The organism is Amycolatopsis sp. NPDC004079, assembly GCF_040610415.1.
Classification (GTDB): domain Bacteria; phylum Actinomycetota; class Actinomycetes; order Mycobacteriales; family Pseudonocardiaceae; genus Amycolatopsis; species Amycolatopsis halotolerans.
Genome location: NZ_JBEXMH010000012.1, coordinates 115,363 through 140,618, shown reverse-complemented (window position 1 = coordinate 140,618; position 25,256 = coordinate 115,363). Strand labels below are relative to the sequence as shown.

28 protein-coding genes and 2 riboswitches are annotated in these 25,256 nt (G+C 69.4%); of the genes, 14 read left to right on the top strand and 14 right to left on the bottom strand.

Going from position 1 to position 25,256, the window contains the following annotated elements:
- The first annotated feature begins 51 nt into the window (after positions 1-51).
- From ABZX37_RS15825 to ABZX37_RS15815, 3 genes are read left to right on the top strand one after another with little or no spacing between them, the layout of a single operon-like run.
- Positions 52-660 (top strand): nitroreductase family protein, encoded by a 609-nt coding sequence (locus ABZX37_RS15825; RefSeq protein ID WP_354739993.1) that lies wholly within the window; start codon positions 52-54, stop codon positions 658-660.
- A gap of 41 nt (positions 661-701) precedes the next feature.
- The gene (locus ABZX37_RS15820; protein WP_354739991.1) at positions 702-1,568 is read left to right on the top strand and encodes an alpha/beta fold hydrolase; all 867 of its coding nucleotides are present in this window, start codon (positions 702-704) and stop codon (positions 1,566-1,568) included.
- 51 nt (positions 1,569-1,619) lie between these two features.
- Positions 1,620-3,908, top strand: a complete 2,289-nt coding sequence (locus ABZX37_RS15815; RefSeq protein ID WP_354739989.1) for an AAA family ATPase — start codon at positions 1,620-1,622, stop codon at positions 3,906-3,908.
- A 282-nt stretch (positions 3,909-4,190) separates the two neighbouring features.
- Here ABZX37_RS15815 and ABZX37_RS15810 read toward each other — a convergent pair whose 3' ends face one another.
- Together ABZX37_RS15810 and ABZX37_RS15805 are read right to left on the bottom strand one after the other, a co-directional pair.
- Positions 4,191-4,856, bottom strand: coding sequence for a LytR C-terminal domain-containing protein (locus tag ABZX37_RS15810; RefSeq protein ID WP_354739987.1), 666 nt, complete (start codon positions 4,854-4,856; stop codon positions 4,191-4,193).
- Positions 4,853-5,161 carry a DUF3263 domain-containing protein gene (locus tag ABZX37_RS15805; protein ID WP_037807914.1) on the bottom strand — a complete coding sequence of 103 codons (309 nt, stop codon included), beginning with the start codon at positions 5,159-5,161 and terminating at the stop codon, positions 4,853-4,855. The genes ABZX37_RS15810 and ABZX37_RS15805 overlap by 4 nt, the downstream gene beginning before the upstream one ends.
- 139 nt (positions 5,162-5,300) lie before the next feature.
- Between ABZX37_RS15805 and ABZX37_RS15800 the strand changes: the two genes are divergently transcribed.
- The 4 genes from ABZX37_RS15800 to ABZX37_RS15785 all read left to right on the top strand — a co-directional run bounded on the left by ABZX37_RS15800 (position 5,301) and on the right by ABZX37_RS15785 (position 8,815).
- A complete protein-coding gene (locus tag ABZX37_RS15800) occupies positions 5,301-5,867 on the top strand; it encodes a peptide deformylase (RefSeq protein WP_354739985.1) in 567 nt (188 codons plus the stop codon).
- A 137-nt stretch (positions 5,868-6,004) separates the two neighbouring features.
- A riboswitch (TPP riboswitch) is annotated at positions 6,005-6,137 on the top strand.
- Positions 6,131-7,774, top strand: coding sequence for a phosphomethylpyrimidine synthase ThiC (gene thiC / locus ABZX37_RS15795; RefSeq protein WP_354739983.1), 1,644 nt, complete (start codon positions 6,131-6,133; stop codon positions 7,772-7,774). Its footprint overlaps the riboswitch before it by 7 nt.
- Entirely contained in the window at positions 7,771-8,595 is an 825-nt protein-coding gene (gene thiD, locus ABZX37_RS15790; RefSeq protein WP_354739981.1) for a bifunctional hydroxymethylpyrimidine kinase/phosphomethylpyrimidine kinase, read from the top strand. The genes thiC and thiD (ABZX37_RS15790) overlap by 4 nt, the downstream gene beginning before the upstream one ends.
- 16 nt (positions 8,596-8,611) lie before the next feature.
- Positions 8,612-8,815 carry a hypothetical protein gene (locus ABZX37_RS15785; protein WP_354739979.1) on the top strand — a complete coding sequence of 68 codons (204 nt, stop codon included), beginning with the start codon at positions 8,612-8,614 and terminating at the stop codon, positions 8,813-8,815.
- Here the strand turns inward: ABZX37_RS15785 and ABZX37_RS15780 are convergent.
- On the bottom strand, positions 8,812-9,795 hold the full coding sequence (locus ABZX37_RS15780; RefSeq protein WP_354740064.1) for a phosphatidylinositol-specific phospholipase C domain-containing protein: 984 nt from the start codon (positions 9,793-9,795) through the stop codon (positions 8,812-8,814). The two genes, ABZX37_RS15785 and ABZX37_RS15780, sit on opposite strands and share 4 nt — an antisense overlap.
- A gap of 136 nt (positions 9,796-9,931) precedes the next feature.
- Between ABZX37_RS15780 and thiD (ABZX37_RS15775) the strand changes: the two genes are divergently transcribed.
- Positions 9,932-10,765: a bifunctional hydroxymethylpyrimidine kinase/phosphomethylpyrimidine kinase gene (gene thiD / locus ABZX37_RS15775; RefSeq protein WP_354739977.1), complete on the top strand. Its 834-nt coding sequence runs from the start codon at positions 9,932-9,934 to the stop codon at positions 10,763-10,765.
- Here the strand turns inward: thiD (ABZX37_RS15775) and ABZX37_RS15770 are convergent.
- A complete protein-coding gene (locus tag ABZX37_RS15770; RefSeq protein ID WP_037718524.1) occupies positions 10,762-11,193 on the bottom strand; it encodes a MarR family transcriptional regulator in 432 nt (143 codons plus the stop codon). The two genes, thiD (ABZX37_RS15775) and ABZX37_RS15770, sit on opposite strands and share 4 nt — an antisense overlap.
- A gap of 143 nt (positions 11,194-11,336) precedes the next feature.
- Positions 11,337-11,960: a helix-turn-helix domain-containing protein gene (locus ABZX37_RS15765; RefSeq protein WP_354739975.1), complete on the bottom strand. Its 624-nt coding sequence runs from the start codon at positions 11,958-11,960 to the stop codon at positions 11,337-11,339.
- Positions 11,961-12,017: 57 nt separating this feature from the next.
- Here ABZX37_RS15765 and ABZX37_RS15760 point away from each other — a divergent pair, with 57 nt between their 5' ends.
- Entirely contained in the window at positions 12,018-12,959 is a 942-nt protein-coding gene (locus ABZX37_RS15760) for an NAD(P)-dependent alcohol dehydrogenase (RefSeq protein ID WP_354739973.1), read from the top strand.
- 1 nt (position 12,960) lies between these two features.
- Here the strand turns inward: ABZX37_RS15760 and ABZX37_RS15755 are convergent, their stop codons facing one another.
- From ABZX37_RS15755 to thiO, 3 genes are all read right to left on the bottom strand, one after another.
- Positions 12,961-13,713, bottom strand: coding sequence for a thiazole synthase (locus tag ABZX37_RS15755; RefSeq protein ID WP_354739971.1), 753 nt, complete (start codon positions 13,711-13,713; stop codon positions 12,961-12,963).
- Between the two features lie 2 nt (positions 13,714-13,715).
- Positions 13,716-13,916 (bottom strand): sulfur carrier protein ThiS, encoded by a 201-nt coding sequence (gene thiS, locus ABZX37_RS15750; RefSeq protein WP_344265038.1) that lies wholly within the window; start codon positions 13,914-13,916, stop codon positions 13,716-13,718.
- Complete coding sequence (gene thiO / locus ABZX37_RS15745) at positions 13,916-15,004, bottom strand: glycine oxidase ThiO (RefSeq protein WP_354739969.1); 1,089 nt, start codon at positions 15,002-15,004, stop codon at positions 13,916-13,918. The genes thiS and thiO overlap by 1 nt, the downstream gene beginning before the upstream one ends.
- A riboswitch (TPP riboswitch) is annotated at positions 15,001-15,106 on the bottom strand. It overlaps the preceding gene by 4 nt.
- 30 nt (positions 15,107-15,136) lie before the next feature.
- Here thiO and thiE point away from each other — a divergent pair.
- Positions 15,137-15,802 (top strand): thiamine phosphate synthase, encoded by a 666-nt coding sequence (gene thiE, locus ABZX37_RS15740; RefSeq protein ID WP_354739967.1) that lies wholly within the window; start codon positions 15,137-15,139, stop codon positions 15,800-15,802.
- A gap of 69 nt (positions 15,803-15,871) precedes the next feature.
- On the opposite strand, the gene ABZX37_RS15735 is transcribed toward thiE, so the two are convergent.
- A complete protein-coding gene (locus tag ABZX37_RS15735) occupies positions 15,872-16,675 on the bottom strand; it encodes a hypothetical protein (RefSeq protein ID WP_354739965.1) in 804 nt (267 codons plus the stop codon).
- Between the two features lie 151 nt (positions 16,676-16,826).
- Between ABZX37_RS15735 and ABZX37_RS15730 the strand changes: the two genes are divergently transcribed.
- On the top strand, positions 16,827-17,771 hold the full coding sequence (locus tag ABZX37_RS15730; protein ID WP_354739963.1) for a threonine/serine dehydratase: 945 nt from the start codon (positions 16,827-16,829) through the stop codon (positions 17,769-17,771).
- Between the two features lie 109 nt (positions 17,772-17,880).
- Here ABZX37_RS15730 and ABZX37_RS15725 read toward each other — a convergent pair whose 3' ends face one another.
- Complete coding sequence (locus ABZX37_RS15725; protein ID WP_354739961.1) at positions 17,881-18,561, bottom strand: SDR family NAD(P)-dependent oxidoreductase; 681 nt, start codon at positions 18,559-18,561, stop codon at positions 17,881-17,883.
- 80 nt (positions 18,562-18,641) lie between these two features.
- Between ABZX37_RS15725 and ABZX37_RS15720 the strand changes: the two genes are divergently transcribed.
- The gene (locus ABZX37_RS15720) at positions 18,642-19,070 is read left to right on the top strand and encodes a MarR family transcriptional regulator (protein ID WP_354739960.1); all 429 of its coding nucleotides are present in this window, start codon (positions 18,642-18,644) and stop codon (positions 19,068-19,070) included.
- On the opposite strand, the gene ABZX37_RS15715 is transcribed toward ABZX37_RS15720, so the two are convergent.
- Genes ABZX37_RS15715 through ABZX37_RS15705 form a run of 3 tightly spaced genes read right to left on the bottom strand, consistent with a single transcriptional unit; the run spans position 19,047 to position 22,086 of the window.
- On the bottom strand, positions 19,047-19,814 hold the full coding sequence (locus ABZX37_RS15715; protein WP_354739958.1) for an NAD(P)-binding domain-containing protein: 768 nt from the start codon (positions 19,812-19,814) through the stop codon (positions 19,047-19,049). The two genes, ABZX37_RS15720 and ABZX37_RS15715, sit on opposite strands and share 24 nt — an antisense overlap.
- A gap of 18 nt (positions 19,815-19,832) precedes the next feature.
- Positions 19,833-21,332: an MFS transporter gene (locus ABZX37_RS15710; RefSeq protein WP_354739956.1), complete on the bottom strand. Its 1,500-nt coding sequence runs from the start codon at positions 21,330-21,332 to the stop codon at positions 19,833-19,835.
- Positions 21,333-21,336: 4 nt separating this feature from the next.
- Complete coding sequence (locus ABZX37_RS15705) at positions 21,337-22,086, bottom strand: GntR family transcriptional regulator (protein ID WP_009084055.1); 750 nt, start codon at positions 22,084-22,086, stop codon at positions 21,337-21,339.
- 155 nt (positions 22,087-22,241) lie between these two features.
- Here ABZX37_RS15705 and ABZX37_RS15700 point away from each other — a divergent pair, with 155 nt between their 5' ends.
- Both ABZX37_RS15700 and ABZX37_RS15695 read left to right on the top strand, forming a co-directional pair.
- Positions 22,242-23,285 carry an SIS domain-containing protein gene (locus tag ABZX37_RS15700; protein WP_354739954.1) on the top strand — a complete coding sequence of 348 codons (1,044 nt, stop codon included), beginning with the start codon at positions 22,242-22,244 and terminating at the stop codon, positions 23,283-23,285.
- Positions 23,282-24,244: a BadF/BadG/BcrA/BcrD ATPase family protein gene (locus ABZX37_RS15695; protein ID WP_354739952.1), complete on the top strand. Its 963-nt coding sequence runs from the start codon at positions 23,282-23,284 to the stop codon at positions 24,242-24,244. Before ABZX37_RS15700 ends, ABZX37_RS15695 begins: the two co-directional genes overlap by 4 nt.
- 90 nt (positions 24,245-24,334) lie before the next feature.
- On the opposite strand, the gene ABZX37_RS15690 is transcribed toward ABZX37_RS15695, so the two are convergent.
- Positions 24,335-25,018, bottom strand: coding sequence for a DUF3159 domain-containing protein (locus ABZX37_RS15690; RefSeq protein WP_354739950.1), 684 nt, complete (start codon positions 25,016-25,018; stop codon positions 24,335-24,337).
- Positions 25,019-25,256: the final 238 nt, after the last annotated feature.

Here is a 25,256-nt window from a genome sequence, read left to right as displayed (position 1 = left end):
CTGTACTTACACCGTACGCTTACATTGTAAGTAAGGCCTGGGAGGTCCACAGTGGATGCCGTCACCCTGCTCACCACGACCCGTTCCGTCCGGCGCAAGCTCGACCTTGAGCGACCGGTACCGAAGACCGTGCTCGAGGAATGCCTGCGGATCGCCCAGCAGGCCCCGGCCGCCGGTTCCCTGCTCGCCGCCCAACGCTGGGTCGTCGTGCTCGATCCCGCGATGCGCAAGGAAATCGCGGCCGTCACCCGGGAAGCCGCGGAGGAATCGTGGCGGAAGTACGGCCACCTCGTCGACAAGCGGATGCTGGACTCGGCTCGGTACCTCGTCGAGCACCTCGACCAAGTACCCGCGCTGGTGCTGCCGTGCATGCCCGGGCCGGTGCCGACGGGCAGCGCCGAGCTTTCCGCCTACGGCTCGATCTACCCGGCGATCTGGAGCTTCCAACTCGCCTTGCGCACGCACGGGCTGGCCAGTTCGCTGTGCAGCTACCACCTCGGCGGCAGGGAGGCGGATGTCGCGCGGATTCTCGGGATTCCGGAGGACGTCACGCAGATCGGCCTGCTCGCGGTGGCGTATTCGACCCAGCAGGAGTTCTCCCCCGCCGTCCGCCCGCCAGTCGATGACATCCTGTCCTTCGACGGCTGGGCGAAGCAGTAGCTCGGGCGTCGAAGGACAGGCGACGAGTTCGAGGGGCCGAGATGGCTGAGAGCATGCGTCCCGCCTGGGTCGACGACGACCTGTTCCCGTTCGAGAGCCGCTTCGTCGACATCGACGGGCACACCGTGCACTACGTCGACGAGGGATCCGGCCCCACGCTGCTGCTTCTGCACGGCAACCCGACCTGGTCGTTCCTCTGGCGCGACGTGATCCGCGCCCTGCGCGACGACTTCCGGTGCGTCGCCCTCGACTACCCGGGCTTCGGGCTCTCGACGGCAAAGCCCGGCTATCGCTGCCTGCCCGAGGAGCACGCCGACGTGGTCACCGGGTTCGTCGACGCGCTCGGCCTCAGCGGGGTCACGCTCGTCGGACAAGACTGGGGCGGCCCGATCGGCTTGGCCGCCGCACAGCGCCTGCCGGGAGTTTTCGAACGGCTGGTGCTCGTCAACGCCTGGGCCTGGCCGGTCAACGGCGACCCGTATTTCGAGGCTTTCGGCCGCATCGCCGGCGGACCTCCGATGCGCTTCCTGGCGCGTCGGCTCAACCTCGTCGTCAAGGCGTTTCTCCCGATGGGCCACCGAAAGCGGAAGCTGACCGAGGCTGAGATGGCCCACTACCGCCGTGCGATGGACACGCCCGAGCGTCGCCAGGCCTCCGGCGTGCTCCCCGGCCGGATGCTCGCCAGCCGGGCCTTCTTCGCCGAGCTCGAGGCCGGCCTTCCCGACCTGCCGACGCTGATCGTGTGGGGCAACGCTCAAATCGGTTTCCGGCCCCGCGAGCGCGAACGGCTGGAAGCGGCCTTCCCGAACCATCAGACCGTAAGCCTTGACGGCGTAGGGCTTTACGTGGAGTCCGACGCGCCCGAGGAGTTCGTCGCCGCGATCCGCGACTGGCCAGCAATGCCGTAAGCGGCCTTTCGTTCGCCCACAACCGCCCGTCGGTTCATTAGGGTGAGCAGCGTGAGCGATCCGCAGATCACCCTGACCGTCCGGCACACGCCGTCCGCGCTCGACGCGCGGCGGGGGGTTGTCCGGCTGCACCCCGAAGTGCTCGACGCGCTCGGCCTGCGGGCCTGGGACGCCGTGTACCTCACTGGCGCGCGGCGCAGCGCCGCCTTGGCCGCGCCCGCCGCCGAGGAAGCGATGCCGGGTGTCGTGCTGACCGATGACGTCACCATGTCGAATCTCGGCGTCGCCGAGGGCGGCGAGGTCGTGGTCTCGCCGGCAGAGGTCACCGCTGCCCGCACGGTCACTGTGTCCGGGTCTCGGCTGGCGTCTGTTTCGGTGTCGCCGCAGACGTTGCGGCTCGCGCTCACCGGCAAGGTTTTGACCCGTGGCGACGCGGTTTCCCTGTTGCCGCAAGACCTCGCGCCCGCGCCGGGATCGGACGTCGCCGCTGTCCGTGGGCAGTTGTCTCGCGTAATCGGGGCGACCTGGACCAACGAACTGCTGACCGTCACGGCGACCGAACCGGCTGGCGTTGTCGTGGTCGGACCGTCCACTGTGGTCAGCTGGCGGGACGGTGCCCGCACTGGCGCGCCAACTAGCGAACCGTCGGTGCGCACCGCGACCGCGCTCGTCCGCACCACCGCTGTCACCGCGGCCGAGGACTACCTCGATGCGGAGATCGTCGAGGAGGTCGTCACAGAGGCTCGCGAGGAGGAGCTGGACGAGCCGGTGCCGGTCGCTGACCTGGTCGGGGCCGAGGGCGCGGCGCGCAAGCTGGCCGAGTGGTTCGACCTGGCGTTCCACCGGCCGGAGCTGCTGGCGAAACTGGGCACTTCGGCGCATCTGGGCGTGCTGCTGTCCGGGCCGGAAGGCGTCGGCAAGGCCACGCTGGTGCGGTCGGTCGCCGCGGCGGAGAAGGTGCGCGTGGTGTCGGTGACCGCGCCGAATATCGCTGTGCTGGAACCGAATGCGGCACACCGTTCGCTGCGCGAGGCCATCGACCGGGCCACCGGCGGCGACGGTCCAGGCGTGCTGTTGATCAACGACATCGACGCGCTGCTCCCGGCCACCCAGCCGCCTCCGGTGGCGACGGTGGTGCTGGAAGAACTGCGCGCCGCACTGCGTCAAGACGGGCTGGCGGTGGTGGCGACGACCGCGCGGGCCGAGTCGGTGGATCCGCGGCTGCGCGGCGCCGACCTGCTCGATCGCGAGCTGGGCCTGCCGTTGCCGGAAGCGAAAACGCGCGTCGAACTGCTGCGGATCCTGCTCCGCGACGTGCCGGTCGAATCCGGTGCCGACCTGGGCGTGCTCGCCGAACGGACGCCCGGTTTCGTCGCCGCCGACCTGCTCGCGCTGCGCCGGGACGCGGCGTTGCGGGCCGCGTTGCGCCAGCGGGACGTCGAGGAACCCAGGATCTCCCAGCAGGATCTGCTCGACGCGCTGGCCACCGTCCGGCCGATCTCGCTGTCCACTTCGGACAATCTGGCCACCGGCGGGCTGACGCTGGACGACGTCGGCAACATGACGTCGGTCAAGGAAGCGCTCACCGAAACCGTGCTGTGGCCGCTGCGCTACCCGGACTCCTTCGCCCGGCTCGGCATCGAACCGCCGCGCGGCGTGCTGCTGTACGGCCCGCCCGGCGGCGGCAAGACGTTCCTCGTCCGGGCGCTCGCGGGCACCGGCGCGCTGAACGTGTTCGCGATCAAGGGCGCGGAACTGCTGGACAAATGGGTCGGCGAATCGGAACGCGCGGTCCGCGACCTCTTCCGTCGGGCCGCTGACGCCGCTCCCTCGCTGATCTTCCTCGACGAGATCGACGCGCTCGCCCCGCGCCGCGGCCAGTCGTCCGACTCGGGCGTGGCCGACCGCGTGGTCGCCGCGCTGCTCACCGAACTGGACGGCGTGGAGCCGATGCGCGAGGTCGTCGTGCTGGGCGCGACGAACCGGCCCGAGCTCGTCGACCCGGCTTTGCTGCGTCCCGGACGCCTGGAGCGGCGGATCTACGTCCCGCCGCCGGACGCCGAATCCCGCGCCGCGATCCTCGCCGCGACGGCCAAGCACACTCCGCTGGCGTCCGATGTGGACCTCGCGGCCACCGCGGCGGCGCTGGAGGGCTACTCGGCCGCCGACTGCGCCGCGTTGATCCGCGAGGCGGCGCTGACGGCGATGCGCGAGTCGCTGGAGGCGCGCGAGGTGACCGCGGCGCATCTGGACAAGGCTCGCGAGGCGGTGCGTCCTTCGCTGGACGCGGCGCAGTTGGCGACTCTGGAGGCTTACGCGCAGGCGCAGCAGGAGCGGTGAGCTGCTCGTGACTGTTGGCGCCGGTTAGAACCGGCACCAGCGCTCACGACCTACTCCGCCCGTCGTGCCGAACCGCACGCCCTCCGCAGCCGCCGATTTCGCCCGCTCGGAACCGACCGAAGCGGCGCGGCGCGCGATGTCGAGGTCCGTGAGGGCCACCCTGAGGGACTCTGATTCCCTCAGGGTTCCCCTCACGGACCTCCGCAGGAGCGAAGCCACGCGGCTCGGCGGACATGACAAAGCCCGCGCCGTAGCGCGGGCTGTCATCGGTATCGGAGAAGGTCAGCTGCCCTTGTGTCCGCCGGGCTGGTAGTCCTTCGTGATGATCACGATCACGCCGGGGTTCGAGTTCTGGATGCCGTCGAACCGGGGCTGGGCCTGGAAGCCGAACTCCTTGGCCAGTTGCTTCGCGGCGGCTTCCTCGTCGGTGCCCGGCCGGAAGTAGGCCGTGGTCGCCGGGATGTTGCCCTGCGAGTAGTTGCCGACCTCGGCGACGTTCCAGCCCGAACCGCGGAAGTCGGCGGCGGCCTGTTCGGCGAGGTGCTTGACCAGCGAGTTGTTGTAGACGCGCAGCGTGACCCACTTGTTCGAGGCCTGCTGGTCCGGACCCGCCTGGCCCGGCTGCCCGGGCTGCTGGCCCGGCTGGCCGCCGGGCTGTCCGGGCTGGCCCGACGCCGGAGCCGACGACGCGGCGGACGACGAAGCCGGGGCCGACGAGGCGGGCGCCGACGAAGGCGCGGAGCTGGGCGCCGCCGAGGACGACTGTTCCGGCGCGGACGACGAGCCGCCGGGTGCGGTGGGCTCGCCGGACGTGCTCGGTCCGGCGTTCTGGTCGCCGCTCGTGTTGAGCACGGTGACCCCGCCGATGACGGCCGCGACCACCGCGATCCCGATCAGCGCGACTCCCGCGGCCTTCAACGGCCGGGACAGTCCCGAGAAGACGCTCATGACAGCTCGATCCCCAACCGCCGGGCCCCGCGTTTGCGCTGACGGGCGGCGCGCGTTTTGCGCAGCCGCTTGACCAGCATCGGATCGGCCGCGACGGCCTCCGGCTTGGCCAGCAGCGTGTTCAGCAACTGGTAGTAACGGGTGGAAGACAGTCCGAAGCGCTCCCGGATGGCGTTCTCCTTCGCCCCGGCGTGGCGCCACCACTGCCGCTCGAACGCGAGAATGTCCAGTTCGCGCTCGGTCAGGCCACCGACATTTTCCGGCGGCGACGGCTGGTTTTCAGCCATCGACTCCGCGGCGTCCATGCGGTCCTCGCAATCGGTGTCGGCAGTCCTTCCGCGGGCGTCATTCAACCACGGAACCCATGCTCGACATGGGCATCCGACCCGGCGCGTCACGGTCCGATCCAGGTGTACCAGAAGGGTCCGACTAAACTCGGCGTCCGTGACCGTCCACCCCATCTGCATCGCCGGCGAACCCGTGCTGCACCAGCCCACGCGCGAGATCACCGAGTTCGACGACAAGCTCGCCACCCTCGTCGAGGACATGTTCGAGACCATGTACGCGGCCGAGGGCGTGGGCCTCGCGGCCAACCAGATCGGGCTCGACCTGCGAGTGTTCGTATACGACTGCCCGGACGACGAGGGCGTCGAGCACAAGGGCGTGGTGGTCAACCCCAAGCTGGAGACCTCCGAGATCCCGGAGACCATGCCCGACCCGGACGACGACTGGGAGGGCTGCCTCTCCGCCCCGGGCGAGTCGTACCCGACCGGGCGCGCCACGTGGGCGAAGGTGACCGGCTTCGACGTCGAGGGAAATCCGATCGAGGTCGAGGGCACCGGTTACTTCGCGCGCTGCCTCCAGCATGAGACCGATCACCTAGACGGCTTCATCTACTTGGACCGTCTCGTCGGCCGCCACGCGCGCGCGGCGAAGAAGATGCTGAAGAAGAACAAGTGGGGCACGCCCGGCCTGACCTGGCTGCCGCCCAAGGAACCGGCAGACGCCTGACCCGCACCGCGTCTCTTCATTTTCCCGAAGGCCTCCCCGAATTTCGCCGGGGAGGCCTTCGTTTTGTTTCGGCCAGACGGGCGGCAGGGTTGTGCCGAACCGACACGGCATGGCATCGTCGGACGAGCAACCTCAACCGAATGCAACGCGGGAGCTCGCGCCTTGGCGGGCTGAGAGGGTGGCTGGTGTCCATCTCGCGGACACCCGGCGTCACCGACCGCATGAACCTGACCGGGTAATGCCGGCGTAGGGAGTGAACGTCGTTGACGACGCTGGAAAATCAGGGTGCCATCGCCCCGTCCGTCACCACCGGGCCGATCACCGGCTCGCACAAGGTCTATCACCGCACCGAATCCGGGCTGCGGGTTCCGGCGCGGCGGATCGACCTGTCGAACGGGGAGCATTTCGACGTGTACGACACGTCGGGGCCCTACACCGATCCGGACGCGAACATCGATGTCCACAATGGACTGCACCCGCTTCGGTCCGGCTGGGCTGACGGGCGGGAACACAACACCCAGCTGGGCTGGGCGAAAGCCGGGGTGATCACCCGGGAAATGGAGTTCATCGCCGCGCGCGAACGCTGTACTCCGGAGTTCGTGCGGGACGAGGTCGCCCGCGGGCGCGCGGTGATTCCGGCCAACCGCAAGCACCCGGAGACCGAGCCGATGATCATCGGCAAGAACTTCCTGGTGAAGATCAACGCCAACATGGGAAATTCGGCCGTCTGGTCCTCTGTGGAGGAAGAGGTCGACAAGATGGTGTGGGCCACCCGCTGGGGCGCCGACACGATCATGGACCTCTCCACCGGCAAGCGGATTCACGAGACGCGCGAGTGGATCGTGCGCAACTCGCCGGTCCCGGTCGGCACCGTGCCGATCTACCAGGCGCTGGAAAAGGTCAACGGGGAGCCGGAAAAGCTCACCTGGGAGATCTACCGCGACACCATCATCGAGCAGTGCGAGCAGGGCGTCGACTACGTCACGGTGCACGCCGGCGTGCTGCTGCGCTACATCCCGCTGACCGCGCGCCGGGTCACCGGCATCGTCAGCCGCGGCGGGTCGATCATGGCCGCCTGGTGCCTCGCGCACCACCAGGAATCCTTCCTGTACACGCATTTCTCCGAGCTGTGCGAGATTCTGCGCGAGTACGACGTCACGTTCTCCCTCGGCGACGGCCTCCGTCCCGGCTCGATCGCGGACGCCAACGACCGCGCGCAGTTCGCCGAACTGGAAACCCTCGGCGAACTGACGCACATCGCCCGCGAGCACGACGTGCAGGTGATGATCGAGGGCCCCGGCCACGTGCCGATGCACAAGATCAAGGAAAACGTGGAGCTGGAGGAAAAGCTCACCGGCGAGGCTCCGTTCTACACGCTCGGCCCGCTCGCCACGGACATCGCTCCGGCGTACGACCACATCACCTCGGCGATCGGTGCGGCGCAGATCGGCTGGTACGGCACGGCGATGCTGTGCTACGTCACGCCGAAGGAGCACCTCGGCCTGCCCAACCGCGACGACGTCAAGACCGGCGTGATCACCTACAAGATCGCCGCGCACGCCGCCGACCTCGCCAAGGGCCACCAGTACGCGCAGGACTGGGACGACGAATTGTCCAAGGCCCGCTTCGAATTCCGGTGGAACGACCAGTTCAACCTGTCGCTCGACCCGGACACCGCGCGGGCTTTCCACGACGAGACGCTGCCCGCGGAACCGGCGAAGACCGCGCACTTCTGCTCGATGTGCGGGCCGAAGTTCTGTTCGATGCGGATCACGCAGGACGTGCGCAAGTACGCCGAGGAGCACGGTCTGTCCTCCGTGGAGGCTATCGAGGCGGGCATGGCCGAGAAGTCCGCGGAGTTTTCCGAGCAGGGCAACAAGGTCTACCTGCCCGTGGTCAACCAGTGACAGTCACGCCCCGTACCGCCCTCACCATCGCCGGGTCCGATTCCGGCGGTGGTGCGGGCGTGCAGGCGGATCTGCGCACGTTCTTCGCCAACGGAGTGCACGGGCTCGTCGCGCTCACCGCGGTCACCGTGCAGAATTCGCTTGGCGTGCAAGGGTTCTCCGAGATTCCGGTCGACGTCGTCACCGCGCAGATCAAAGCGGTCGCCGAGGACATGGGCGTCAACGCGGCGAAGACCGGCATGCTCGCCACCGCGGAAATCATTCAGGCGGTCGCGAAAACGCTCGACGAAGTCCACATCGGACGAAGCACGGACACGCCGTTCGTGGTCGATCCGGTGGCCGCGTCGATGACCGGCCACGCGCTGCTGCGCGAAGAAGCGCTGGAAGCGATCCGGACGGAATTGTTCCCGCGCGCCACGCTCATCACGCCGAACCTCGACGAGGTCCGGCTGCTGACCGGCGTCAGCGTTACCGACACAAAGAGCCAACACGCAGCCGCGGAAGCGTTGCTGGAGTTCGGTTCCCAGTGGGTCCTGGTCAAGGGCGGCCACCTCTACGACGCCGCCGATTGCGTCGACCTGCTCACCGACGGCTCAGCGGTGATCGAGCTGAGCGGCCCGCGCATCGACACGGAAAACACCCACGGCGGCGGCGACACCATGGCGTCGGCGATCACCTCGTCGCTCGCGAAGGGCGCGGACGTGCCCACCGCGGTCGCGGAGGCGAAGCGGTTCATCGAACGCTGCGTCCTGGAGGCTTATCCGCTCGGCGCGGGCGTCGGCCCGGTTTCCCCGTTCTGGCGGCTCGCGAACCCGCAGTGAATGCGACACTGGCCGGATGAGCGAGACACCGGAAGCGTTGTGGGCGAGGCTGCCGCTTGAGGTTCAGCACGAGGTCGACGGTCTGGTCACCGAGCACCGCACCGCTTCGGCGGTCAAAACGATCCGCAAATCGGGCGTCACGCCGCGACCGGGGATCGCCGAAGCGCAAGCGGTGTACCAGCATCGGATGTCAGTGCTGAAGCCGCCGCCGCGGTTCTAGCCGCGCGAATCCACCGTTGGCAGCACGGTCGTGAGGCCGGTCCAATCGGACGTCACCACGGAAGCGTGCTGCTTGGCCAGCTCAGCCACTCGCTGAGTCGCCTGGTCGACGGTCGGATTGTGGTCGTCGATAGCGGGCGCGACGTTCTGCCCGTCCGTCATCACCACGTAGTAGTGGTTTTCGTCGTACCAGGACATCCCGGCCTTCGCGAGCCATTCGCTCGCGTCCCCGTCGAAAACGACAAACCACGGTTTCTGCTCCGCGGAGTATTTGTCGCGCGGGTCGCCGCCCGCGGCGCCGTGCACGGTCGGGAAGATCTGCACTGAATCCAGCTTTCCGGCGGCCTTCTGATCCAGCAGGTAACCGGCGTACTCGACGTCGGTGTGCAGCGTGTCCGTCGGGTTTCCCTCTTCGACCGTGCCGGGGATGATCTCGGTGAGCACCTTGCCCCGCAACGCGTCCAGTGTCGGCCAATTGTCCGCTTTGGACGCTTCGTCGAGCGTGGCGTGGCTGCCGAGGAGATCGGCGGGCTTGAACACGGCATCGCCCAGGTGGTCGCGGAAGGCGGCGTCGAGCTGGGCCGGGCCGAGGCCGGTATTCGCCGAGAAGCCGGTCTTCATTTCGATCTTCAGCGTGAGCGGCGCGCGCCCGGGATGCGCGCCGAGCCAGATCCGGATGTCGTCCAGGCACGATTCGAGGTCCTTGTTCGTCCCGCCGGAGTAAAGGTCCGCCGCCGAATGCGCGTCGACGCAATTGTTGCTGTTGCCCAGCGGGTTGGGGTGGCTGACCTTCCACTCGTGGGTGAAGAAGTCCGGCCAGACGTCGAGTTCGAGCAGCGACGAGCCGTTGTCCAGCGCCTGGGCGAGGTACGGGTACGCGGCCGGGTCGTAGGTGTTGTGCACGCCGACGGTGGTCACGTGGGAGAGCTTGGGGCTGTCCGCGCTGGCGACCCCCGGTACCGCCAGCGTGGACAGGAGCAGGAGACCGGCCGCGGCGAGCTTCACTGATGTCTCCTTCGTCACGGGGACCAGCACGAACACTTACTGTGCCATCGTGGTGGACTGTGAATGAAGCACAGTTGCCTCAATGGACCAGACCAGAAGTCGGAACGCGCACATGACTGAGAACCCGAGCCCGCCCTCCGCGCTCACCATCGCCGGATCGGACTCCGGCGGGGCCGCCGGGCTGCAGGCGGACCTGCGGACCTTCCTCACCTGCGGGGTGCACGGCCTGGTCGCGGTCACCGCGGTCACCGTCCAGAACACGCTCGGCGTGCACGACCGCGCCGATCTGCCGCCGCACATCGTGGCCGGGCAGATCGAGGCGGTCGCGGCGGACATGGGCGTCGGCGCGGCGAAGACCGGCATGCTCGCGTCCGCGGAGATCATCCACGCGGTCGCGGCGGCCTGCGACAAGGCCGGGATCGGGCGCGACGGCGCGATTCCGTTCGTGGTCGACCCGGTGGCCGCGGCGATGACCGGCCAGTCGCTGTTCGACGACAACGGCCTCGCCGCGCTGCGCGACGAACTCCTGCCGCGCGCCACCGTGCTCACGCCGAACCTGGACGAGGTGCGGCTGCTGACCGGCATGACCGTGACCGACCGCGATGGCATGCACACCGCGGCCGTCGTGCTGCACCAGCTCGGCCCGAAGTACGTGCTGGTGAAGAGCGGCCACCTGCAGTCCGACCCGGAGTGCGTCGACCTGCTCTTCGACGGCACGACGTTCGTGGAGCTGCCCGGACCGCGCTGGAAGACCCCGCACACGCACGGCGCCGGCGACACCATGGCGTCCGCGCTGACCGCCGGGCTGGCGAAGGGCATGTCAGTGGTCGAAGCGGCACGCTACGGCAAGTGGTTCGTCTCGCAGGCCGTCGAACACTCGTACCCGATGGGTGCGAAAGTCGGCCCGGTGTCGGCGTTCTGGCGGCTGGCCCCGGAGGAGCGCTAGCCCTCGTCGGAGATCAGGGCCTCCAGCGCGGGCAGCGCGGCGATGATCGACTCGCGGGCCTCGGGCGTGAGTCGGTCGAGGCGGCGGTTGAGCTCCTGCACGCGGGTGGAGCGCACGCCGGAGACGAGGCGTTCGCCTTCCTCGGTGGCGCGGGCGAGCCAGGCGCGGCGGTCGACCGGGTCGGACTCGCGGGTGACGTAACCGGCCTCCACCAGCGTGGCCACGATCCGCGACATCGTGGCCGCCGCGACGCCTTCCTTCGCGGCGAGGTCGCCGAGGCGCAGCTCGCCGAAGTGCACGAGCGTGGCGAGCGCCGAGATCGACCCGTGCCCAGGCCCGGGCGCGCCGGCCTGGCGCAGCGAGCGGGAAAGCCGTCCCACCGCTAGGTACAACCGGCCCGTTACGTCCTGGACCGAGGAAAGAGTCACGATCGGCTCCTTCTGACGCTGGTGCCCGCCGCTGGGTGCGCCGGAAAGGGTGCCGTCAACCATACGGCGTACCCGTGCACAATCCGCGTCAAGCGCGGGCGAAATCACCATTACCCCGCCATTTGTGCAGCTTGCCCGCCCATTTAGAGCACTGACACGTCGAGCGGAAGCTCCGCGGGCGGCGGCAGCGGCGCGGCCGTCTCCGCACGGAACGACTGCAGCAGATAGCCCGCGAGCCGAAGCGACGCCGCCGGTGCCGCGGCCCCCGCGCCCGACCGCAGGCCGCCGTTCGCCAGCAAGACCAGCGACAGGTCGGAAACCGCGAAGTCCGCCCGCAGCGCACCGGCTTCTTGCGACCGGCGGATCAACTCGACGAAGCCCCGCAGCGCCCGGTCCCGAAACTCCGCGAAACGCGCCTGATCCGGCAGCGCGGTCACGATCGCGGCGGAGAAACCGTGGTTGCGCGCCTGCATCGCGCACACTTCCTCGATCACCCGGCAGAAGCCGCGCCACGGGTCGGGGTCGGCGAGCGCCTCGTCGAGCATCGCCGCGCATTCGGCCATCGGCTCGGCGAAGGCTTCGGCGACCAGGTCGTCCTTGGTCGGGAAATGGCGGTACACCGTGGCCACGCCGAGACCCGCGCGGCGCGCGAGTTCGCTCATCGACACGTCCAGGCCCTCGGTCTCGAAGGTGCGCTTCGCGACGTCGAGAATCCGCGCGCGATTGTGGGCGGCGTCGGTGCGCAACCGAGTCGGTTTTTCCGGCACTCTCTCACTTTACGCGAATCGGAAGACCCTTTCCACTTTCCGTGCTAGAAGTGGAACATGCCTTCCACTTCGATGCGAGCCATCACCTACGACCGCTACGGACCGCCGGAAGTCCTGCGCGAGACCACTGTCCCGACACCGGCGCCCGGCCCCGGCGAAGTCCTCGTCCGGGTGCGCGCGCTCTCGGTCAACGGCGGCGAACTCTCCATGCGGTCCGGGAAGCTGCTTCCGTTCAGCGGCAAGCGTTTCCCCAAACGGATCGGCGTGGACCTGGTCGGCGAGGTGGCGGAACCCGGAACGAGCCGGTTCGCCGCCGGCGACCTCGTCTGGGGCGGCGGGCGGCGGATGGGCACCGCCGCCGAGTACTACGTGATGGCCGACGATCGGCTGGACCACGTGCCTGCCGGGCTGGATCCCGCGCAGGCCGCGTCGCTTGCGGTGGGCGTCACCGCGATTACCGCGCTGCGCGACAAAGCCCATCTGAAGCCGGGCGAACGCCTGCTGATCCGCGGCGCGACGGGCGGGGTCGGTTTTGTGGCGACGCAGCTCGGCAAAGCCATGGGCGCACACGTGACCGGACTGACGAGCGCCAAGAACCTAGAACTGGCAAGGGAACTCGGGGTGGATGTCGCGCTCGATTACCGCGATCCTGGTGATCTGGGGAGGTTCGACGTCATTCTCGACACCGTCGGCCGCGACCTCGACGCGTTCCGGCGGCTGCTGACCCCGCGCGGGCGGATGGTCGCGATCGCATTCGACCTCGACCGTCCGGTCCGCACGCTGGGTTATGTGGCGGCGAACTCGCTGCGCCCGAACCGGTGGGTGCGCGGTTTCAGCGGGAACCCGAAGGCGGATCTGCTCGCTGATCTGAGCCGGTGGGTGAATGCCGGGTTGGTACGGCCGTTGGTGGACCGGGTGTTTCCGTTAGCGGACATCGCCGACGCACACCGCGCGCTGGAAAACGGCGGTGTGCGCGGCAAAATCGTCGTCGAGGTGTAGGTCAGCGAGGCGGACTGGAGGCCTGCGCCCAAAACCGCTGCGGCACCCGTCCCGCGCCGCGCGCCAAATACCCGGCCTCCACCGCACTCCGCATCGCCAACGCCATTCGCTCCGGATCCGCCGCCCGGGTCACCGCCGTTGACAGAAGCACTGCCGAGCAGCCGAGTTCCATCGCCAGCGTCGCGTCCGACGCGGTACCGATCCCCGCGTCCAGCACGATCGGCACCGACGCGCGCGAGACGATCAGTTCGATGTTGTGCGGGTTCCGGATGCCCAGCCCGGTGCCGATCGGGGCGCCGAGCGGCATCACCGCGGAGCAGCCCGCCTCCTCCAGGCGGAGGGCGAGGACCGGGTCGTCGTTGGTGTACGCGAAGACCGTGAATCCGTCCGCCACCAGGCGTTCGGCGGCGTCAAGGGTCTCCAGTGGATCGGGCAGCAGCGTCCGGTCGTCGGCGTGCACCTCGAGTTTGATCAGGTTCGTTTCCAGCGCCTCGCGGGCCAGTTGGGCGGTGAGCACGGCTTCGGCCGCCGTCCGGCAGCCCGCGGTGTTGGGCAGCAGCTCGATGTCCAAGCGCCGCAACAACTCCAGCACTCCGGAGCCGCCCTCGGCGTCGGCTCGGCGCATTGCCACGGTGGTCAGCTGGGTGCCCGACGCGACCAGCGCGCGTTCCAGCACTTCGAGATTCGCCGCGCCACCGGTGCCGATGATCAATCGCGACGACAGCTTGTGTTCGCCGATGATCAGGTCGTCCATGCTCAACCTCCTTGAACCGCGGTCAGCACTTCGAGGTTCGCGCCCTTCGGCACGACCGCTTCTTCCCATTCGCCACGCCGCACGACCTCGCCGTTGACCGCGACGGCGACACCCCGACGTTCCGCTCCCAGCGCGTCGAGGACCGCGGAAACGGTGCTGTCGTCGGGAAATTCCCGCCACTCGCCGTTGACCTTGATCTCCATCAGACTCGCTCCTTCTCGACCAGACGGGCGGGCGTCGCCGCGGCGACCTCCGGCGACGGGGCTTCGCCGGCAAGCCACGCGACCACGGCGTCCGCCGTCGCGGGTGCCATCAGCAAACCGTTGCGGTGATGCCCTGTCGCCGCGTACACGCCTTCGCTCACTTCGCCGATGTACGGCAAAGCGTCGCGGCTCGCGGCACGCAGTCCGGCTGCGACTTCCACCAGCTCGTACTCCGTGATGCCGGGCAAAATCCGCTCCGCGTTCTCCAGCAGCTCGCGTACGCCACGCGCGGTGACAGCTTGGTCGAAACCCGCTTCGTACTGCGTCGCGCCAAGGACCAGTTCGCCGTCTTCTCGCGGTACCAGATAGATCGGCCGTCCCTCGACCATCGCGCGCACTGTGTACGGCGGAGGCGGCAGACAGCCCCGACGCGGACGCAGTCGCAGAATCTCGCCCTTCAGCGGGCGTACGGCGTGCTCCAGCAACGGATGCAGCTGACCGGTCCACGCACCCGCGGCGAGAATCACCGGTCCGGACACTTCGGAGAGGCTCTCGAGCCGCTCGCGACGGAACTCGACCCCACGCTTCGTAGCCGCTTCGCTCAGCGCCGTAAGCAGTTTCCGGTTGTCCACGGCTAAATCGCCCGGCACATGCAGGCCGCTGCGAACCGCGCCGAGGCCCGGCGCGAGCCGCTTCGCCTCGCGCCCGGTGAGCGTCTCGACGTCGCGGCCGAGCGAACGCAGGTACCCGGCGAGGATGTCGAGGTGCCCGGCGTCGGCGCTGTCGAACCCGACGACGATCGTGCCGTGCTCGGCCAGCCCGGGATCGGTCCCTTCGGCGGCGAGCTCCCGCGCGAAGCCGGGCCAGCGCCGCAGCGACGCTTCCCCCAGGCTGAGCACGGCTTCCTCGCCCGGCCACGCCTCGGTGACCGGGGCGAGCATCCCGCCGGCCAGCCAGGACGCGCCGCCGCGCACGGGATCCGGGTCGACGACCGTGACGCGCCATCCACGGGCGGCCGCGCGCCAGGCCGCGGACAGCCCGATGACGCCGCCGCCGACGACAGTGACGGTTGTGGTGCTGGTGTTCACAGTGGAATCACGCTCCCTGCGCCGGCATGACCCGGATCAGGTTCCACGGTCGGAGCGGCAGCTCCCTCTCAGCCCGTGCCTCGGGCTCCCGTGCGGACTCCCACACCGTAGCGCGCGGGTAACGTCACCGCCATGCCTGCCTTGACCGGAGACCAAATTCGCACCCGTCTCGCCGACGCCCGGCTGTACTTGTGCACCGACGCGCGCGCTTCTCGTGGAGACCTCGCGGAGTTCGCTGACGCTGCGTTGGCCGGGGGCGTTGACATCGTGCAGCTGCGGGACAAGACCGGCGGTGCGCCGCTGGAGGCTAAGCAGGAGATCGCGGCACTGGAGGTGCTGGCGGAGGCTTGTGCGCGGCACGGGGCGTTGCTGTCGGTGAATGACCGGGCGGATGTGGCGCTGGCCGTAGGCGCGGACGTCTTGCACTTGGGCCAGGACGACATCCCGGTCTCGCTGGCGCGCCGCGTCCTTGGCGACGACGTGGTGATCGGCCGTTCCACCCATTCGGAGCAGCAGGCCGCCGCGGCCGCGGCGGAGACCGGCGTGGACTACTTCTGCACCGGCCCGTGCTGGCCCACCCCGACGAAACCCGGCCGGTTCGCGCCGGGGCTGGGCTTGGTCCGGTCCACCTCGGCTCTCGGGACGGAGCGGCCCTGGTTCGCGATCGGCGGGATCGACGAGGCTCGGTTGCCGGAGGTGCTGGACGCGGGGGCTTCTCGGGTGGTCGTCGTTCGGGCGATTACCGAGGCGGAGGATCCGAAGGCTGCCGCGGAGGGGCTGAAGGCGCGGCTTTCGTAGAGGGCCGTGAGGGGAACCCTGAGGGACTCAGAGTCCGTGAAGGTTCCCCTCACGAATCGCCGCAGGGAGCTACTCGCCACCGTTTGACGGGACGGCGGGAGCGGTCGGCGTCTGACTCGTGGCGGGAGCCTGCGAGCTCGTGGTCGGGTTCGAGGACGTGGACGGCGGGCGCGTCTGCTGTGTGGGCTGCTGTGAGGACGGCGGAGCACTCGGCGTCGTGGTCGGAGTGGACGTCGGATTGTTCTGCTTCGACTCGCCGGGCGGGGGCGTCTGCGGTGCGGTACTCGGCGTGTTGTCCGGGTGATCATCCCGCTGCTGGCTGGTATCCGGCTGCCGAGGAACCAACCCGGTCGACACGTTGCCCTTGGTAGTCAAGTCCAGACCGACCAGAACAATCAACGCGACAACGAACGCAGCCACGCTAGAAGCGATGATCAACGGCCACCGCATCTTCCGCAGCTTCTCACCCAGACTGTCGGACTTCTCCGGTTCAGTCGGCTTCAGTTCGGACAACCGAACCGTAGGCATGTTCGCTAAATCGGCCGGGAGATACACCGTTGGCGCATCGCCAGGGCCAGCCGACGCCACGTCCTCAACCGGCACCCGCACCGGAGCGAGCCCGGCCCGGCTGCGTCGTGCGGCCGTCTCCATCGCCTTCCGCGCGGCATCACGAGTTCGCTGCAGGGAACGCAGATACAACTCGCCGCCGACCGTGCTGACCACGCTGGCCACCCCGGCGCCGATGACTGTTCCCGCGACCCCCAGCGTCGAGCCCAGCAACGCGGCGGTGACCGCCGCCAGCGCCGCGGCGAGCACCGAGGTCGTCCGGAGTTTCTTCTTGTCCTCCGCGGTTTCCTTCTGCTCCTCGCTCATGATTCCGATCTGATCGTTCCCGGCCGTGTCCTGTTTCTTCAACGGTTAAGTCGCTTGAGACGCTCCCTTCGTTGCCCAGGCGTGAGGGACGCCACGTTGACTGTCCAAAATGGATAGACTAAAGCTCACACTTTCCTGACATACTCGCCGCATGCACCTCGTGACGATCTCCGACATCGAAACCGCGGCCGGGCGGGTGAAGGGCACCGCGGTGCACACTCCGCTGCTGCGCCAGCTCTGGGTTCCCGGCGAATTCTGGGTGAAACCCGAGAGCCTGCAACCGATCGGCGCGTTCAAGATCCGCGGCGCGTACAACGCGATCGCCGCACTCACCGACGCCGAACGGAAACGCGGCGTGGTCGCGTATTCAAGCGGCAACCATGCGCAAGCGGTCGCCTACGCCGCGCGCGAATTCGGGATTCCCGCGGTGATCGTGGTGCCGGACGTCACTCCGCGGCTGAAGGTCGAAGCCACCCTCCGCTGGGGTGCGGAAGTCCGCGAAGTGCCGATCGCGGAACGGGAATCGGCGGCGCTCGCGCTCGCGGAGGAACGCGGTCTCACGCTGATCCCGCCGTTCGACCACCCGGACATCATCGCCGGGCAGGGCACGGTCGGCCTGGAAATCGCCGAGGACCTGCCGGACGTCGAGACCGTGCTGGTCCCGGTCAGCGGCGGCGGCTTCGCTTCCGGGGTCGGCACCGCGATCAAGGCGAAGTGCCCGAACGCGAAGGTCTACGGCGTCGAACCGGAACTGGCCGCCGACACCGCGGCCAGCCTCGCCGCGGGCGAGATCGTGGACTGGCCCATCGCCGAACGCGCCCGCACCATCGCGGACGGTCTGCGGGCGCAACCGTCCGAGCTCACGTTCGCGCATCTGCGGCACGTCCTGGACGGCGTGATCACCGTGACCGAGGACGAAATCCGCGACACCGTCCGTGCGCTGGCCCAGCAGGGCCGTCTAGTGACGGAGCCCAGCGGGGCCACCGCCCCGGCCGCTTACCTGCACCACGCGGACGAACTGCCCGGCGGTCGCACGGTGGCGATCGTCTCCGGCGGGAACATCGATCCGGCGATGCTGGCCGAACTGCTCGCCTAGACCCGAGCGCCCCAACGCCACATTGGGTGCATCTGACGCACCCAATGTGGCGTTCGGTGCATCCCACGCACCCAACGCCACATTGGGGCGCTTAACGGGACCGCTGCGGTCACCAGTTGACGGTCTGGCCCTGGCGGTCCAGGTAGTGCAGCCCGCCCTTGCCCGCCCAAGCCTCGATCGTGTCGGCGACGCCGGGGATGCTCTCGTCGATAGTCAGCCGGGCACCCGGCCCGCCCAGGTCCGTCTTTACCCAGCCGGGCGCCATGAGCAGCAGGGTGCGCGGGTCGTCGGCGTGCCGGGCGGCGAAGCTGCGCATGAGCTGGTTGAGCGCGGACTTGCTCGCCCGGTAGACCTCGAAGCCGCCCTTGGTGTTGTCGGCGACGCTGCCCTGGCCCGACGACATCACGCCGATGGTGCCCGTCGCGGGGACCAGGTCCCGCAGAGCCTCGACGACGCGCATCGGGCTCAGCGCGTTGGTCACCATGACCTGGGCGAAGTCCTCGGTGGACACGTCGGCGAAGGTCGCCGAGGGGTCGGTCGTGCAGTTGGTTCCGGCGTTGACGAACAGCAGGTCGAACGCCGATCCGGCCAGCCGTTCGCGCAGCGCCGCGACTTGATCGGGCACCGCGATGTCGACGGTCTCCACCGCGAGCCCGGCCAGCTCGTGCAGCGGGGAGGGCGTCCGCTCGGTCGCAGTGACCTGCCAGCCGCGGCCGAGGAACTCGGCGGCCAGTGCGTAGCCCAGCCCCCGCGACGCCCCGATGATCAGCGCGCTCTTGGTTTCGGTCATGACCGCCTCCTTAGCTATCAATTGATAGCTAAGCTACGCCGCCGAGGAGATACCTGTCAAAAGATAGCTATGCTGACCGGGTGAAAGACGACCAGCTTTTCGAGCTCGCCGACCTGATCCTCGCGGTGGCCCGGCACATCAACGCCGCCAAGGAGGCCAACGCCGAGTCGGGGACGCCGCTGGAAGGCGCGGTGATGCGGTTCGTCGACCGGCACCCGGGAACCACGGTCAACGCAGCGGCCGAGGCGACTCAGATGATCTCCAGCAACGTCAGCCGGGCCGTCCGGGGCCTGGAAACCAAGGGGCTGCTGCGCCGGGAAGCCGACCCCGACGACGCCCGCCGGGTACGCCTCTACCCCACCGAAAAGGCCGCGGAGAACCTGCGACGGCTGCGCGACACGTGGTCCGCGCTGCTCGACGGGACGTTCACGGACGCCAAAGAGATCGACACCTTGATCACGGCGCTGCAAAGCATCGAGACCCGGCTAGTCGCCCGATCCCGCGGCTGATCCGCGCAACCGGGCCAGCACCGCGTCCAGCCCCTGTCGCACCGTCTCCGGCATTCCTTCCGCCCGAAGATGCCTCAGCAACTGCTCGTTGATCCCGCCCGGAGTCATGTGCCGGGCAGTCAGCTCCGCCAATGGCCCGCCGCCGGCCAGTGACTTCCCGACCTGCGCGAATATGTGCGTCACGTACGCCGAAGCAACGTCCGCCTCGACGCCCTGCGCGGCCATCCACCCGGCAATAGTCGCCAGGTAATCCAGGTGCGCGGCGAACGTCGACGTAGCCGCACTGAACGCTTCCAAACCCGGCTCGTCGCGAGGCACCACGACGCCGCCCACGCGCTCGAACAATTCGCGCGCGACGCCGTCCTCCGGGTACATCGCAGTCAGGCTCTGCCGCTGCGCCGCCTGCGGCAACGGAATCGACCGCACCACTCGCGAAGCCGGAGCGACCAACTCCCGCAACTGCTCCACCCGCACCCCGGCCACCGCGCTGATCACCACGTGCTCCGGCCGGAACGACAGCTCAGCCGCCACTTCACGCAGCACCGGCGGCCGCACGGCCAGCACCACCGTGTCCACTTGATCAAGCACTTCCTGGTTGCTCGCGCACACCCGCACGTCCGGATACCGCGCGGCCAGCCCCGCGCTGATCTCCCGCGAGCGCGGCGACAACGCGACCGGCAAGCTCCCGTCGAGCCCGGTCACGATGGCAGCGGTCAGTTCCCCCGCACCAACAAACCCCAGCACACTTCCCCCACCGAAAGATCAGCTACGCCCGCCTGGATGGACGTGCGTGGGCGGTCCTTCCACCCCGCAATGCAGACAATCCCCGGGATGCGGCGAGTCGTCCGGCTCAGCGGCGCCGAGCACCCCGTTGTGAATTCCCAACGCGATAAGCCCGCCGACGATCGCGAGCACCGCGCAGATCACCAGCGCCGTCTGCCATCCGGCAGTCAGCGCGGCCGGATCCCGATACGCCGAACCAGTCAAACCAGCCGCGGCGGGCAATACCGCCACCGCCAGAAGTCCACCCGATCGGGCGATCGCATTGTTGACCCCGGACGCGACCCCGGCATACCGGTCCGGCGCGGCGGCCAGCACCGTCGCGGTCACCGGAGCGACCACAGTGGCCAGCCCCAGCCCGAACACCACGACCGCGGGCAGCACCGACCCGAGGTACGACGAACCCGGCCCGACCCGAGTCAGCAGCAACATCCCGACGCCGACCACGATCGGCCCGACCACCAGCTGCAGCCGCGGCCCGATCCGCTGCGCGAGCGCCCCCGACCGGCCGGAAAGCAGCAGCATGATCACCGTGATCGGCAACCCGGCCAGCCCGGCGAGCGTCGGCGAATAACCCAGCGACACCTGAAGCTGCAGAACCAGCAGCATCATCACGCCGCCGAGCGCCGCGTAAACCACGAACGTCAGCGCATTCGAAAGCGTGAACGTGCGGTCGCGGAACAACGAAGGCGGCACGAGCGGTTCGGCAGCACGGTGCTGGAGCCAAAGAAACAACCCCAGCCCGGCGACGCCGACCACCAACGCGACCAGCACGACCGGATCGCCGATCCCGCGCACCGGCGCCTCGACCAGCGCACCGGTGACCCCGGCCAGCCCGAGCGCCCCGACCGCCGCGGCGACGTAGTCCGGATGCCCGGTCGCCGCGGTATCCCGCGACTCCGGCACGAACCGCCGCGCCATCAGCACGACGACCACTGCGAGCGGCAAGTTGATCAGGAACGCGAGCCGCCACGACCACGCCTGCACCAGCAGTCCGCCGAGCAACGGCCCGACCGCCGCCGCGATCCCGCCGAGCCCGGACCACGAGCCGATCGCGCGCGCCCGGTCCTCGTGCGAGAACGACGACTGCAGGATCGCCAGCGAACCCGGCGTCAGCAACGCCCCGCCGATTCCCTGCAGCACGCGGAACAGCACGAGCAGCTCGGTCGACGTCGCCGCCGCGCACAGCCCGGACGCGAGCCCGAACCACACCACGCCGACCAGGTACACGCGCCGCCTGCCGTAGCGGTCGCCGAGCGACCCGGCGACCAGGATCAGCGCGGCGAGCGCCAGCAGGTAGCCGTCGAGAATCCACTGCAGACCGGCGACCGACGCGCCGAGTTCCTCGCCGATCCGGGGCAGCGCGACGTTCACGATGGTGCCGTCGAGCATCGCCATCCCCGAACCGAGGATGGTCGTCCAGAGCACGCCGCGAGCCGCGGGCGTGCCCCAGCGGATACCGCTGTCCCCCGCGATGCTCACGCGGTCAGGGAAGCAGCGTGGTGACGAACTTGTACCGGTCGCCGCGATAGACCGCGCGGGCGAACTCGACCGGCTTGCCGTCGGTGGCGAACGAATGCCGGGTCAGCATCATCACCGGCATGCCGACGTCCGCGCCGAGGATCTCCGCTTCCTGCGGCCCGGCCAGCGACGTCTCGATCGTCTCCTCCGCGCGCTCCAGCTCGACGCCGTAATGCTCGCGCAGCACCGCGTACAGCGAACCGCCCGCGGTGATGTGCTTGCGCAGCCCGCGGAACCGGCCGAGCGGCAGGTGCGTGGTCTCGAGCGCCATCGGCTGGCCGTCGGCGAGCCGGAGCCGGCGCAGCCGCAGGATCTTCGCGCCGTTGCGCAGCTGCAGGAGCTTCGTCATCTCGCCCTCGACCGGCAGCTCCTCGAGCTCCAGCAGCTGGGACGACGGCTTCAGGCCCTGCTTGCGCATGTCCTCGGTATAAGAGGACAGCTGCAGCCGCTGCGCGAGCTTCGGCTCGGCGGCGAACGTGCCCTTGCCCTGGACGCGGTGCAGTCTGCCCTCGGCGGTGAGATCCGCCAGCGCCTGGCGCACGGTGGTGCGCGAAACGGTGAACTCGCCCGCCAGCGCCCGCTCGGTCGGGATCGGCGATCCCGGCGGCAATGCGTCGAGCAGGTCCAGCAGATGCTGCTTCAGCGCCCAGTACTTGGGTTCGCGCTGCCCTCGCGCAGCAGTCCCCGCCTCGCTCGCGGGGGGTGTCTCCAGCATGCCCGGCTCCCTCAGTCTTCCCACATTAAACGCGCCACTGCCCCGTGAGGAAACGTACCCTTCTCCCGACCCGCTCCGCCCGGCTAGCATTGGTCTAGACCTGACCGGACGCCGCTCAGCACACCGGGACACCCGTCCCGGCGGAGAGGAAAGTGATGACCCAACTACGTCCCGGCGAGCACATGGCCGCGGAAATCTCGGAGCAGCCCAGCGTTCTCGCCGGGCTGGTCGAGCGGCGGTCCGGCATCGCGGAAGTGGCGGAAAAGATTTCACAGAACCCGCCGCGGTTCGCGCTGCTCGCCGCTCGCGGTTCGAGCGACCACGGCGCGCTGTACGCGAAATACCTGATCGAGGTACTTCTTGGCCTGCCGGCGGGGCTCGTTTCGCCGTCCACCGCGACGCTCTACGGCGCTCGCCCGGACCTGCGCGACGTGCTCTTCATCACGGTCAGCCAGAGCGGCGGTTCGCCCGACTTGATCGAGGTCACCGAGGCCGCTCGCCGGCAGGGCGCGCTGACCGTGTCGGTCACCAACACCCCGGACTCGCCGCTGCGCGCGACTTCGGAGCTGGGTGTCGACATCGGCGCCGGCGTCGAAAAGGCAGTGGCGGCTACCAAGACGTACTCCGCGACGCTCATGGCGCTGTACCTCTTCATCGACGCGATCCGCGGCGGCAAGGGAGAGGACGCCGGGAAGATCGGCGAACTGGCCCAGCAGACGCTCGACGGCGCGGCCGAAGGCGTGCAGCGTGCGGTGGACCGGTATCGCTTTGTCGACCGCGTTCTCACCACCGGCCGCGGCTACTCCTACGCCAGCGCGCTCGAAGCGTCGCTGAAGCTCGCGGAGACGAGCTACCTCGCGGCCCGCGCGTACAGCGGCGCGGACCTGCTGCACGGTCCGGTCGCGGCGGTCGACGGCGAGACCGCCGTGCTCGCCGCCACCAGCCTCGGCCGCGGCGGCGAAGCCATGCGCGAGGTTCTCGAAGCGGTCGGCGAGCGCGGCGCAGACGTGCTCGCGGTCGGCTCGGCGGCGCAGGACGTGCCTGCCGCGCTGCGCATCCCGGTCGCCCCGACGGTCGAGGAATTGGCTCCAGTACTGGAAATCCTGCCGATCCAGCGGATCGCGCTCGGGCTGTCGCTCGCTCGCGGCGGCAACCCGGACAACCCGCGCGGTCTGCTGAAGGTGACCAAGACCCGGTGAGTCTCGTAGTAGGCGTGGACGCCGGCGGCACCTCGACGCGAGCGATCGCGATCGACGCCGCCGGCGTCGTGCACGGCACCGGAGCCGCGGGCGGCGCGAACCCCAATTCGCATCCGCCCGCGGAGGCGGCGGCCCGGATCGCCGGAGCCATCGAATCCGCTTTGGACGGACGGACCGACGTGCTCGGCGTCGTGGTCGGCATGGCCGGCGAGAGCAAGCTGTCCGACCCGGCGGTCGCCGCGGAGTTCGCCGCGGCGTGGGAGCGGATCGGTCTCGGCGGCCTGGTCCGGATCACCGGCGACGCCGAGGTGGCTTACGCCTCCGCGACGGCCGAGCCGGACGGGACCGTGCTCGTCGCGGGCACCGGCTCGATCGCCGGGCGCATCCGCGGCCGCCGGATGGTCAGCACGGCGGGCGGCCACGGCTGGCTCCTCGGCGACGAAGGCTCCGGATTCTGGCTCGGCCGCGAAGCCGTGCGCGCCACGCTCGCCGCGCTCGAAGGCGACGGCCCGCTCGGCGGATTGGCCGAGGCGGTCCTCGCCGAAGCGTTCGGACCGTCCGCAGTGGACTTGTCGGACCGCTCCAAAGTCATGTGGGCACTGGTGACCCATGCCAACGCGGAACCCCCGGTCCGGCTCGCCCGGTACGCGCCGCTGGTGAGTGCCGCGGCCGCCGCCGGAGAGCCCGTCGCGGAGGAAATCGTCGCGCGCGGCGCCCGGCATCTCGTGCGCGTGGCTCGCGCCACGCGCGAGCCGGGAGAAAAAACTCCGATCGTGCTCGTGGGCAGCGTGCTGGCCGAAAACAGCCCGGCCGGGGCTCGCGTGCGGGCCGAATTCGCCGGGCTCAACGTTCTGACCAGCTCCGATGGCGTGCTCGGCGCGGCGTGGCTCGCGGCGGTGGGGGCGTGGGGCGAGGACACCCCGCGACCATCCCGACGGGTGAATGCCACCAAAACTTGAGTGGAAGAGTCGAAACCGTCGACTCAACCCCTCCGGGCCGGGTACCGTAGGAACCGGCCCCCGGACCCTCCCCCCTCGCCGGGGGCCGCCTTAACTTCCGGGTCCGTTTTCGGACTCGCCCGCACCCGGGTCTTTCGCCAGGCGAAGGCCCGGGTGTTCTGCTGGGAGGCTCCGGTAAAGGACCCAGCCGCTCACCGCCACCGTCGCCGCCACCAGCGGCCAGGAGAGCACCGTGCGCGCCACTCCGAGCGCCACCACCTGCCCGGTCCACCACAACAGGCCGTAAACGACCACGCGCAGCAAGTACTGCAGCACCCACACGCCGCTCGCCCACGAGTACGCGCGCAGCAGAGCCGGATCGCGCCGCCAGCGGGTCTTCTGCCCGAGGAGCAATCCCACGATCACGCCGAGCAACGGCCAGCGCACCGCGACGCTCGCCGCGAACAGCAGCGCGCTCGCCGCGTTCGAGAACAGCTGCAGCAGGAAGAAGTCCTCGGCCCGGCCGGTGTGCATCGCGATCAGCGCGGCGATCACCACCGCGGCGAGGCTCACCACCACCGCGCGCGCCTTGTCGCCGCGGATCAGCCGGTACGCGCCCAGCAGCACGGCGACGCCGATCGCGACCCCGGCTCCCCAGGCGATCGACTGGGCCGACACGAGCCAGCCGACGACGAACGCGGCGGGCGGGATGCTGGCGTCGATCGCGCCGCGCCGCCCGCCGAGGATCTGCGTGAGCGACTCCCGCGCCGGCCCCTTCGCAGTCTCGTCTGTCACAGCTTCCAGCCTGCCGCAACTCGCGGCGGACCCCCAGGTCGGGAGACCTACCCCACACGGCGCCCGGTACCGGCCCGATCGTGAGCTTCGTCCCGGTGAAAATGCCGTAATAGGGAGGCGGCAACCCCCGACAAGGTAAGAGACTGTGACATCGGCGGGAACCGGTCGTGTCCGGCGGGAAGGATATGGGGATATCCGACTGTTAGTTGGGGTGTACAACTACATCCGGGACTTCACG